The following is an 11,143-nucleotide window of genomic DNA, read 5'->3' as shown; positions in this document are numbered from 1 at the left end:
CAGCCGTTGCCACTGCCCGCCAGACAGCTCGTGACCGTCCTTGAACTCCCGGTCGAGCAGCGTGTCGTAGCTGTTCGGCAGGCCGACGATCATGTCGTGGGCGGCGACCAGCCGTTGCCACTGCCCGCCAGACAGCTCGTGACCGTCCTTGAACTCCCGGTCGAGCAGCGTGTCGTAGCTGTTCGGCAGGCCGACGATCATGTCGTGCGCGGCGGCCGCGCCGGCCGCCTCCTGCACACTCGGCCCGGACCGATCCGGTGCGCGGTCGTGCCGCCCCACCCGGATGTTCTGCCCGGCCGTGAACGGGAACTTCCAGTACTCCTGGGTCATCACGGCCACCTGGCTACCGAGGGCGCGTGGGTCCAGCTCGACGGCGTCGACACCGTCCCAGCGGATCACCCCACCGGTTGGCCGGTACAGCCCGGCGATCAGCTTGGCCAGGGTGGTCTTGCCGGAGCCGTTCTCGCCGACCAACGCGATCACCTCCCCCCGGTGGACGGTCAAACTCACCCGGTCCACCGCCGGCGCGTCGGTGTCCGGGTACCTCAGGCTCACCTCGTCCACCTCGATCACCTGGACGGCGTCGACCACCCGGTCGCCGCCGATCGGCACCCGGGCGTGGGCGCGGGCCAGGAAGTCCCGGTAGTCCTGGTAGTAGAGGGCGTCCTCGTAGAGCGAGTTCGTGGCGATGACCGCCACGCCCAGGCTGTTGCGCGCCGACTGCAGGGCGAGCAGGGCGGTGGCCGCGGCGGCGAGGGCCACCATCCCGGCCAGCAGCAGGCCGCCGAGCACCGCGTACACCCCGAAGGTGGCCAGGCCCGCGACGGTCGCGCCGGCGACCCGCGTGCCGGTCTGCGCGCGGACCAACCGCAGTTGGGCCCGGGTCTCGACGGCCATCACGCCCCGGTACTCGCTGAGCAGGAAATCGCGCATCTGGTACGCGCGCACCTCGGCGGCGGTGTGCCGATTGGCCATCAGGTGGGCCAGCATCCACATCCGACGTTGACGGGTGATCCGGGCCAGCATCGCCAGGTACTCACGGCGGGCCATCCGCACCGCGGTGATCGCCTGGGGCACCGCGGCGAGCAGCAGACACGGCAGCAGCAGCGGTTGGATGACCGTCACCGCCACTGCGGTGGCCAGCATGCCGACCACGCCGGTGACCAGGTTGACCGTGTGGTCGACGATGTACGCGGCCTCCGCCATCCCCCGGTCCCGGGCCCGGTCCATCTCCTCGGCGAAGCCGGCGTCGTCGAACGCGGCCAACTCCACCGCGGTGGTCGCCTCGAACAGACGCAACTCCACCTGATAGTTGATCTGCGGGGTCAGCCGGGCCTGCGCCCAACCGGCCGCGATCGCCAGGCCGCCGCGCGCCGAGACCGCCGCCGCCGCCACGACCAGCGCCGGCAGGGCCGCTCGGACCCGGTCCGGGGTGGGGCCGGCGGCGAACAACTCGCTCAGCACACTGGTCGTGGCCAATAGACCGAACGTGGTCATCACACCGGCGGCGACGTTCAGGCCGATGGAGGCGACGGTGTCCCGACGGTTGGTGGTCCAGGCCAGGCCGACCGCCTCGCGGACCAACCGGGGCAGCCGGCGGGCCACCGCCCAGAAGCCGGTGTGGGCGAACTCGTGCGCGTGGTGCAACCAGTCGGGGTCCTCCAACTCCGGCAGCATCGTGCCGGTCGGCGGATCGCCCGGCTGGTCGTCGTTCTCGGCGGCGGTGCGCTGGCGGGCCATCGACTCCACGGACCCTCCTCGGGCGGGGATCACCAACGCTGCCCGAGACTACTGGTGGCGACCGTCCACTGTCTCTAGGTAGTCGGCGCGTCGCCCGGCGCGTCCGGCGCACCCTCCGCGAGCGGGAGCAGCACCCGGAAGGTGGTCCGCCCCGGCTCGGTCTCCACCCGGATGTCGCCGTGGTGCTTGTGCACCACGATCCGGTACGAGATGTCCAGCCCCAACCCGGTGCCCGCGCCGACCGGCTTGGTGGTGAAGAACGGCTCGAAGATGCGCGGACGCACCTCGGGCGGAATGCCGGGGCCGGTATCGGTGATCTCCACCGCCAGCAGGTCGTCGATCCGGGCGGTACGGACGGTCAGCACACCCTTCTCACCGATCGCGCCCAACGCGTTGTCAATCAGGTTGGTCCACACCTGGTTCAACTCGGCCGCGTACGCCGGCACCTGCGGGAGGCTCCGGTCGTACTCGCGGACCAGCTTGACCTCGGCGGGGATCTTCCCCTTGAACATCACCAGGGTGGCGTCCAGCAGGTCGTGCACGTCCACCACCCGGTGCGGGGCGCGGTCCAGCTGGGAGTACTGCTTGGCCGCGCCGACCAGCCCGGAGATCCGGGTGACCGCGTCGTCGATCTCCTTCATCAGCAGCTCGGTGTCAACGGTGTAGGTGAGCCAGCGCACCGCCGCCTCCAGGTCCGCGGCACCCACCGCCGCCTTCACCTGCGCCAGCCAGGCCGCGTCGAGCCCACCGCCCACCAGGATCGGCGCCAGGTCCCAGGCCCCGTCGACCCCGTGCTCCTCCAGCCAGTCGGTGAGGGTGTCCTCGGCGTCTGCGGTGGCCAGCGGGGTCAGCCTCGGCGCGGTGGCGACCCGGGCGACGGCCTCCTCCTGCAACGCGACGAGGCCGTGCAGGGCGCGGCCGTCGAGCCGACCGTCGGCGATCATGGCGAGCTTGTGGCGCATCCCGGCGACCCGGTCACGCAGCACCGAGGTCGCCCGCACCGCCGCCGCGGCCGGATTGTTCAGCTCGTGGGTCAACCCCGCCGAGAGCGAGCCGAGGGCCAGCAGACGCTCCCGTTCACCGACGATGGCCTGGCTGTCCCGCATCCCGAAGAACAGGCCCTCCAGCAGGTGCATGGGCATCGGAAACCACGACCGCAGGGCGTACGCGAAGTCCTCCGCCGGCAGCACGAAGAAGTCCGCGTCGGTCACCGCTCGCAGGCTGTTGCGGTAGACCTGGTCGACCTGGTCACCCAGGTACGCCTGGGTCGCCCCGCCGTACACCCCACGCTGCTCGGTGCGGCTCACCTCGACATCGTCGCCGTGCACCAGGCGACTCAACGCCACCGCGCCGCGCAGCAGCACGAAGAAGCAGGTGGCTGGCTCCCCCTCGGCGTACACCAGGGTGCCCCCGGCGCGCTGCTCGACCCGGCCACGCTCGGCCAGCCAGTCGAGCTGCCCGCCGTCGAGGGCCTGGAACAGGAACAGGGTACGCAGCTGCGCCGGCGTCAGCCGATCCGACGGAGTAGTCACTGGGCCTCCTTTGTTCGCGACTGCGGGGCTCGCAACACCGGCTCACTCCGCACGCTCACTGGGCCTCCTTTGTTCGCGACTGCGGGGCTCGCAACACCGGCTCACTCCGCACGCTCACTGGGCCTCCAGATAGCGGTGCACGAGCGACACGGCCATCGCGCCCTCGCCGACGGCTGAGGCGACCCGCTTGACCGACTCGGCCCGTACGTCCCCGGCGGCGAACACCCCCGGCACGCTGGTTTCCAGGTGGTACGGGTCGCGGGACAGCGACCAACCGGCCGGCCGCCGTCCTCCGGCGAGCAGGTCCGGTCCGGTGACGATGAAGCCGCGCCCGTCGCGGACCAGCACCCCGTCCAGCCAGTCGGTGCGCGGCTCCGCGCCGATGAAGATGAACAGCCAGGACGTGTCGACCGAGCGGGACTCCCCGGTGCGGGTGTCGCAGAGGGTGAGCCGTTCCAGGTGGTCGTCGCCCGTCGCACCGACCACGGCGGTGTGCGGGTGCACGGTGATCCGGTCGATCCGTTCCAGCTGGTCGATCAGGTAACGCGACATGGAGGCGGTCAGGTCCGCGCCACGGATCAGCAGGTGCACCCGCGACGCGTACCGGGAGAAGTGCACCGCCGCCTGGCCGGCGGAGTTGGCCCCGCCGACGATGTAGACGTCCTGCTCGACGCAGCTCGGCGCCTCGGTCGCGGCGGCACCGTAGAACACCCCCCGGCCGGTGAAGTCGGCCAGTCCGGGGGCGTCGAGCACCCGGTACGACACGCCGGTGGCCAGCACCACGGTGTGCGCCGCGATCTCGCTGCCGTCACCGAAGTGCAGCAGCCGGGCGCCACCGGCCTCGCTGAGACCGACCACCTCCCGGGCGCTGAGCAGCTCAGCGCCGAACTTGACCGCCTGCCGCCGGGCCCGATCGGTCAGCTGGGCGCCGGAGACGCCGTCCGGAAAGCCCAGGTAGTTCTCGATCCGGCTGCTCTGCCCGGCCTGACCGCCGGTCGCCCGTCGCTCGACGAGCACGGTACGCAGCCCCTCCGACGCGCCGTACACCGCCGAGCCGAGGCCGGCGGGGCCACCGCCGATCACCACCAGGTCGTAGAAGTCACACGCCGGCACCACTGTCAACCCGGCCAACGCGGCCAGTTCCGCCTCGCTGGGAGCGACCAACGCCTTGCCCTCGGGCGTCACCACCAGCGGTACGTCCGCCTCGGTGGCCCCGGCCGCGTCGAGCAGCCGGACGCCCTCCGGGTCGTCCGCCAACAGCCAGCGGTACGGCACCAGGTTGCGGGCCAGAAAGTCGCGGACCTTGAACGACGGCGCCGACCAGCGGTGCCCGACCACCCGGATCTCGGCGCTGGCGGCGTCCGGGGTGACCGCCCACGCCTCCAGCAGCCCGTCGACCACCGGGTAGAGCTTCTCCTCCGGCGGGTGCCACGGCTTGAGCAGGTAGTGGTCAAGGTCGACCACGTTGATCGCCTCGATCGCGGCGTCGGTGTCGGCGTACGCGGTGAGCAGCACCCGACGGGCGGCCGGGAAGATGTCCATGGCCGCCTCGAGGAACTCGACACCTGTCATCTCCGGCATCCGGTGGTCGGCCAGCAGCAGCGCCACCTGTTCGCCGCGCAGCTTGACCTCACGCAGCGCCTCCAGCGCCTCCGGCCCGGAGGACGCTCGCAGCACCCGGTAGCGGTCGCCGTAGCGGCGCCGGATGTCGCGGGCCACCGCCCGGGACACCACGGGGTCGTCGTCGACGGTCAGGATCACCGGGTTCGCCATGGCGCCATGTAATCACCTGTCGACGGTCTGCCGCACCATCGCGTGAGCGCCGACGCACGGTTGACCGCGTCGGGGACGGGTAAGCCGGTGGGCCGCGCGGGTGATTGTGCCTCGACGACCCGCCCGGCTGCCGCGCACACCTCGGGGGGCCCATGGCGGACGTGTCGCCGACCGGATCGACGACGCCGCGTGACGTCGTGGAGCTGCGGGTGCACGGTGTCTCCGGCGCGGGAGCGGACCAGGTCCTGGACCGGCCGCACGTGCACCAGGTCGCCGGGGACCGCAGCGGTGGGTTCTACCGCCCGCGCCCCGGCTACCCGGACTCCACCGGGACCGACGGGGTGACGCTGGAGGCGTACCGCTGGGGCGACCTGCCGTCCGGCACCGCCGGTCGGACCCTGTCGCTGGTGTTCCTGCTGCCCTTCATGCTCTGCAACGTGGCGCTGTGGATGGTGCCGGCGAAGCCCGCGTCGATGCGCGGATTCATGGCGGTGTGCCGGGTGCTCGCCCTCACCCTCACCATGCTCTACGTGCTCTCCATCGTCGGAGTGGCGCTGGACCTGATCGCCTGGCGCTGCATGAGCACCCCGTCGTGCCTGGCCGGCCGGAGCTGGCTGTCCTGGCTCGGCGGCGCCCGATCGGGCTGCGCCTCGGGGTCCTGTCGCTGGTGCCGGTCGCCGCCATCGGGTTCGTCTGGTGGCTGGGCGCCCGCCCCAGCCACTCGTTCGACGCGTTCCGGACCCCGTCGACGCCGGAGTCGAAGCACCGGTTGAGCGCGGTCGGCCAGTGGGACGGCGAGCCACTGGTGGGACGACTGCGCTCGGTCCACGTCGCGGCGGCGTTCGCCACGCTGGACGGCAGCCTGCTGGCGGCACGGGCCAGCCAGCACGCCTCGTGGGTGATGGTGGCCCTGCTGGCGGCCACCGGGACGGTGCTGCTGCTCTGCCTGGTCCTGGTCACCGTGGTGCCGGGCATCGACCGGACCGACTCGTCGCCCCGGGTGGACGCCCTCTTCCGCGCCCTGCGCACGCTCACCTGCGGCCTGACCATGCTGGTGATCGTGCACATCGTCATCAGCCCGGCACCGTGGCCGCGGGTCGGCGCGCTGCCCGGTTACAGCGCCATCGTGGCCTGGCTGTTCGTCAGCCAGACCGTGCTGGTCGCCAGCCTCGCCGCGCTGGTGATCTGGCGGCGCGGTGGCGGGCAGGGGCGGTCGCCGCTGCGCGCGCTCGGAGCGCCCGTCTGCATCACGATCGCCGCCGAACTGGCGGTGGCCTTCTCCGCCGAGCTGGTCTACCGGGTCGCGGACCTGCTCGACCGGGACGGGACGACGGCGGACAGTCTGGAAACCAGCCCTTCCCTGGCGTACAAGTGGGCGATCTTCGGGTTTTTCCTGGCGATGGTGGCGGCTCTGCTGGTCGCCGGCCTGGTCACCAAGTTGACCCGGCCCGGTAGGCGGCGGGCCGCGCGGGCGATCGTGGCCGCCGACTTCCCGCATGCGCCGCCGTCGGCGGCGGGCCGGCTGCGCCGGGTCGAACAGGCGGTGGCCCGGGCCCGCTTCACCGAGCGGCTGGAACCGCTTGCCGTCGGGTACGCCTGCCTGGCGGCGATCGGCCTCTCCACCAGCGTGCTCGGCCTGCTCCAACTGCTCCCCGGTGACGTGGCGCAGCGCTACGTCGGAGTGCCGGAGGGCATGGTCGACTTCCTGATCGGATCCGGCAGCTACCTCATCGCCGCGGTCGTGCTCGGGCTGGTGATCGGCGGCATCTTCGCGTACCGGACGGCGGGCTTCCGCCGGTACGTGGGTGTGCTGTGGGACCTGGGCACCTTCTGGCCCCGGGCGGCGCACCCCTTCGCCCCGCCCTGTTACGCCGAGCGGGCCGTGCCGGAGTTGGCCAAGCGGGTCTGCTACCTGGTGGAGCAGGGGCACGGGGTGCTGCTCGCCGGGCACAGCCACGGTTCGGTGCTGCTCGCCGCGACGGTGCTCCAGCTACCCACCCGGGTCACCGACCGGGTGGCCCTGCTGACCTACGGGTCGCCACTCAACCGGCTGTACTCGCGGTTGTTCCCGGCGTACACCGACGACCCGGCGTTGCGGGAGATCGGCGAGCGGGTCGGATGGCGCTGGCTCAACCTGTGGCGCGACACCGACCCGATCGGCGGCTGGATCTTCGCCCCGCACCGGCCCGGGGAGGCGCAGAGACTGACCGGGCCGGCGGCGATGGTGGATCGCCGGCTGACCGACCCGGAGGGCGTGGTGCCCGCGCCCAGCGACAGCGTGCCACCGCCGATCCTCGGGCACTGGCCGTGTGAGTCGCAGGAGGCGTTCACGGAGGCGGAGCGGGACCTGACCGCGCGGCTGCGCCGCGACCACCCGGCGCGCGACTGAGCCGGCCGGCGCGGTGGTCGCGGCGGCCGGATATCGTCGCCGGGTGAGCCCGTCCAAGCAGCCCGAGCGCCGGTTGATCGCCGCCAACAAGAAGGCCCGGCACGAGTACACCGTGCTGCGCACGTACGAGGCGGGCATCGTGCTGGTCGGCACCGAGGTGAAGTCGCTGCGCGAGGGCCGGGCGTCACTGGTGGACGCGTTCGCGCACGAACGCGACGGCGAGATCGTGCTGTACGGCCTGCACATCGCCGAGTACGCCTACGGCACGTGGACCAACCACGCCCCGCGCCGCAACCGCAAGCTGCTGCTGCACCGGGCCGAGATCGACCGGATCCTGGACAAGGTACGCGAGGGCGGGGTGACCATGGTCCCGCTGTCGATGTACTTCGAGAACGGCTTCGCCAAGGTCGAGTTGGCCCTGGCAAAGGGCAAGCGCTCGTACGACAAGCGGCAGACGCTGGCCGAGCGGGACGCCAACCGCGAGATCGCCCGCGAACTCGGCCGGCACCTCAAGGGTCACCCCCGCCGCCACTGACCTGCCCTCCTCCGCCAGGTGAGCCGCCTCGCACACCGGCCGCCCTCCTGCGTGCGCCTCGCGCCCTCCTGGCGCGACACGACTCTTGGCACGGCGCGCCGGGACATCGTTGACGTCGATCGCGGGACGTGGTCTGCTCAGTCGACGCCGTTATTGAAAACGGTAATCGTTAGCTGAAGCGGAGGAGAACCATGTCGCTCACCGTCCCGCCCGCCCTGCTCGACGCCGCCGAACGCGGTCCGGTCGACAACGAGGCGTTCATCGCCTGCGTCCGCGAATCACTCCCGTACGCCTGGGCCACCGTCAGCCGAGTCGTGGCCGAGTTGGAGGCCGGCGACGTCGAGTTCGCCGACAACGTCGTCCCGCCGCCGACCGACGCCGACCGGGGTCAACTGCTCCGGGCGCTGGCGAGCGACGCCATCCGCGGCGGTCTGGAGCGGCACTTCGGCGTACGCCTGGCCTTCCAGAACTGCCACCGGGTCGCCGCGTTCCGTCCGTCGGCGGTCGACGGCGAGCGCTACCGGCGTTTCGTGTCGACCCGTGGCCAACTGCTGAACCAGTCCCCCGAACTGCGCAACTGCTGATCTCGGACACTCGCCCGAGGTCCGCGGACGCCAATCGAGATCCATGCAACGACAGGGAAGGTGCTGCCTCAACGCGCCCCGAGGCAGCACCTACCCGGAAACTGCACGGATCTTGAGCGGCGGGCACTCGTCGACGCGTCTCCCGTCAAGATCGTGCTCGAACCAGGAAGTAGTGGCCACCCGGGCACACCGGCACCACTCGATCCTGGAAACAGCACGATCTTGACGCGCGGGCGGGCGGGCCGACGGGTGGGCGGCGACCGGAGTCGACCGGACGCAGTTGCGAATCTAGACATGCCCCTGCTTGTGTGGATGCTGGCTGTTCGGGACCTACCTGGTCGCAGATGCGAACGCTAGGGTGGGGCGGTGACGACGTTTCGGATCGGGGAGGCAGCCAACCTGCTCGGCGTCAGCACCGACACGGTGCGCCGCTGGGTGGACGCTGGTCGGCTGGCGGCCGGGCGCGACGAGCACGGTCACCGGATCGTCGACGGCGTGGACCTGGCGGCGTTCGCCCGCGCCCAGGCCGCCGACCCGGACGCGGGCGCGGAGTTCTCCTCGGCCCGCAACCGGCTGCGCGGCATCGTCGTCGACGTCCGCAAGGACACCGTGATGGCCCAGGTCGACATCCAGGCCGGCCCGTTCCGGGTGGTGTCGCTGATGAGCCGGGAGGCCGTCGACGAGCTGGACCTGCGGGTCGGCTCGGTGGCCGTCGCGGTGGTCAAGTCGACCACGGTGGTGGTGGAGCGGGCCGCCCCCGCCCCGAGCAGGGGAAGGTCGGGCGGATGACCGCACGGACGGCGCGTACGGTGGTGGCCGCCCTGGTGCTGGCGGCCGGGTTGGCGGTTGCCGGCTGCGGCGCGGGCGACGAGCCGGCACCGGGCGACACCGGAGGCGGCCGGGTCACGGTGTTCGCCGCCGCCTCGCTCACCGAGTCGTTCACCCGGATCGGCAAGGACTTCGAGGCCGCCAACCCGGGCAGCAAGGTGGTTCTCAACGTCGCCGGCAGTTCCGCCCTGGCCAACCAGATCAACCAGGGCGCGCCGGCGACGTGTTCGCCTCCGCCGCCCAGTCGACAATGACCACGGTCACCGACGCCGGCAACGCCGACGGCGCACCGCGCACCTTCACCCGCAACCAGTTGGTGATCGCGGTGCCCCGGGGCAACCCGGAGGCAGTGACCAAGCTGGCCGACCTGACCCGGCCCGGCGTGAAGGTGGCGCTCTGCGCCACCCAGGTGCCTGCGGGGCGGCGGCCCGCACCGCGCTCGACGCGGCCGGCGTCGCGCTGACGCCGGTCACCCTGGAGCGGGACGTCAAGGCCGCGCTCGCCAAGGTGAAACTCGGCGAGGTCGACGCCGCGCTGGTCTACCGCACCGACGCGCGGGCAGCGAGCGCCGACGTGACCGGCGTGGAGTTTCCCGAGTCGGCGCGGGCGGTCAACGACTACCCGATCGTCGCGCTGAAGGGTGCGCCGAACCCGGCCGGAGCGCGGGCCTTCGTCGCGTACGTCCGCTCGGCCCCGGCGCAGGCGGTCCTCGCCGAGGCCGGGTTCCAGGCGCCGTGAGCCTGGCTTCCGCGCGCACCTCGACTCGACGGCGGGGTCGGGTGCCGGCGGCGCTCCTGATCCCCGCCGGGTTGGGGCTGCTGTTCCTGGTGCTGCCGTTGGCCGGGCTGGTGCTCCGCGCGCCGTGGTCGACAGTGCCGGAGCGGCTCACCGCGCCGGGCGCGCTGACCGCGCTGCGACTGTCGGTGCAGACCGCGACCCTGGCGACCGTGCTCTGCCTGCTGCTCGGAGTGCCGCTCGCCTGGCTGCTGGCCCGGGTCGAGTTCCCCGGCCGCCGGCTGGTCCGCGCCCTGGTCACCGTGCCGCTGGTGCTGCCGCCGGTGGTCGGCGGGGTGGCGCTGTTGCTGGTCTTCGGCCGACGCGGGCTGCTCGGCGGTTGGCTCGACGCCACGTTCGGCATCACCCTCCCGTTCAGCACCGCGGGTGTCGTGCTGGCCGAGTCGTTCGTGGCCATGCCGTTCCTGGTGATCGCCGTGGAGGGTGCGCTACGCGCCGCCGACCACCGCTACGAGGAGGCCGCGGCGACGTTGGGCGCCAGCCGGTGGACCACCTTCACCCACGTCACGCTGCCGCTGGTGGCGCCCGGTCTGGCCGCCGGGGCGGTGCTCTGCTGGGCGCGGGCGCTCGGCGAGTTCGGTGCCACCATCACCTTCGCCGGCAACTACCCCGGCCGGACGCAGACCATGCCGCTCGCGGTCTACCTGGCCCTGGAGACCGACCTGGAGTCCGCGATCGTGCTCAGTCTCGTGCTGCTCGTCGTGTCGGTGGGCATCCTGGTCGCCCTGCGGGACCGCTGGATGACCACCGGATGAGCGGCCCGCTCCTCGACTCCCGGCTCGTCGTCGACCGGGGTGCCTTCCGGCTCGACGTGCCGCTGCGGGTCGCGGCGGGCGAGGTGGTAGCGGTGCTCGGGCCGAACGGCGCCGGATGACCACCGGATGAGCGGCCCGCTCCTCGACTCCCGGCTCGTCGTCGACCGGGGTGCCTTCCGGCTCGACGTGCCGCTGCGGGTCGCGGCGGGCGA

The 11,143-nt window shown here is 72.3% G+C and carries 9 protein-coding genes and 2 pseudogenes; 8 read left to right on the top strand and 3 right to left on the bottom strand.

The genetic code is table 11. The features are described 5' to 3' along the window. From JM949_RS28360 to JM949_RS28350, 3 genes are all read right to left on the bottom strand, one after another. The coding region (locus tag JM949_RS28360) for an ATP-binding cassette domain-containing protein (RefSeq protein ID WP_203151251.1) at positions 1-1,740 on the bottom strand (1,740 nt) is incomplete at its 3' end. Positions 1,741-1,814: 74 nt separating this feature from the next. Next, positions 1,815-3,272, bottom strand: a complete 1,458-nt coding sequence (locus JM949_RS28355) for an ATP-binding protein (RefSeq protein ID WP_203151250.1) — start codon at positions 3,270-3,272, stop codon at positions 1,815-1,817. Between the two features lie 114 nt (positions 3,273-3,386). Next, positions 3,387-5,045: an FAD-dependent oxidoreductase gene (locus JM949_RS28350; protein ID WP_203151249.1), complete on the bottom strand. Its 1,659-nt coding sequence runs from the start codon at positions 5,043-5,045 to the stop codon at positions 3,387-3,389. 152 nt (positions 5,046-5,197) lie between these two features. Between JM949_RS28350 and JM949_RS37860 the strand changes: the two genes are divergently transcribed. From JM949_RS37860 to JM949_RS28315, 8 genes and pseudogenes are all read left to right on the top strand, one after another. Further along, a complete protein-coding gene (locus JM949_RS37860; RefSeq protein WP_238434041.1) occupies positions 5,198-5,818 on the top strand; it encodes a hypothetical protein in 621 nt (206 codons plus the stop codon). Beyond that, the gene (locus tag JM949_RS28345; protein ID WP_238434040.1) at positions 5,713-7,434 is read left to right on the top strand and encodes a hypothetical protein; all 1,722 of its coding nucleotides are present in this window, start codon (positions 5,713-5,715) and stop codon (positions 7,432-7,434) included. Before JM949_RS37860 ends, JM949_RS28345 begins: the two co-directional genes overlap by 106 nt. Before the next feature lie 43 nt (positions 7,435-7,477). Then, positions 7,478-7,969 (top strand): SsrA-binding protein SmpB, encoded by a 492-nt coding sequence (smpB, locus tag JM949_RS28340; protein WP_203151248.1) that lies wholly within the window; start codon positions 7,478-7,480, stop codon positions 7,967-7,969. A 191-nt stretch (positions 7,970-8,160) separates the two neighbouring features. Further along, the gene (locus JM949_RS28335; protein WP_203151247.1) at positions 8,161-8,553 is read left to right on the top strand and encodes an SCO5389 family protein; all 393 of its coding nucleotides are present in this window, start codon (positions 8,161-8,163) and stop codon (positions 8,551-8,553) included. A 366-nt stretch (positions 8,554-8,919) separates the two neighbouring features. Beyond that, complete coding sequence (locus tag JM949_RS28330; RefSeq protein WP_203151246.1) at positions 8,920-9,342, top strand: TOBE domain-containing protein; 423 nt, start codon at positions 8,920-8,922, stop codon at positions 9,340-9,342. Next, positions 9,339-10,119 (top strand): annotated as a pseudogene (modA, locus tag JM949_RS28325) (molybdate ABC transporter substrate-binding protein). The gene JM949_RS28330 and the pseudogene modA overlap by 4 nt, the downstream one beginning before the upstream one ends. Further along, positions 10,116-10,931 (top strand): ABC transporter permease, encoded by an 816-nt coding sequence (locus tag JM949_RS28320; RefSeq protein ID WP_203151245.1) that lies wholly within the window; start codon positions 10,116-10,118, stop codon positions 10,929-10,931. The pseudogene modA and the gene JM949_RS28320 overlap by 4 nt, the downstream one beginning before the upstream one ends. Next, positions 10,928-11,047, top strand: a pseudogene (locus tag JM949_RS28315) (ABC transporter ATP-binding protein); the annotation flags it as partial. The gene JM949_RS28320 and the pseudogene JM949_RS28315, both read left to right, overlap by 4 nt. Positions 11,048-11,143: the final 96 nt, after the last annotated feature.

The organism is Micromonospora tarensis (genome assembly GCF_016803395.1).
Taxonomy (GTDB): Bacteria; Actinomycetota; Actinomycetes; order Mycobacteriales; family Micromonosporaceae; genus Micromonospora; species Micromonospora tarensis.
This window is presented reverse-complemented; position numbering and strand designations above follow the sequence as displayed.

What these genes read in the sequence shown, in the direction of transcription:
- JM949_RS28350 (WP_203151249.1), bottom strand. Translation starts at nt 5,045, where the DNA reads ATGGCGAACCCGGTGATCCTGACCGTCGACGACGACCCCGTGGTGTCC.
- JM949_RS37860 (WP_238434041.1), top strand. Translation starts at nt 5,198, where the DNA reads ATGGCGGACGTGTCGCCGACCGGATCGACGACGCCGCGTGACGTCGTG.
- JM949_RS28335 (WP_203151247.1), top strand. Translation starts at nt 8,161, where the DNA reads ATGTCGCTCACCGTCCCGCCCGCCCTGCTCGACGCCGCCGAACGCGGT.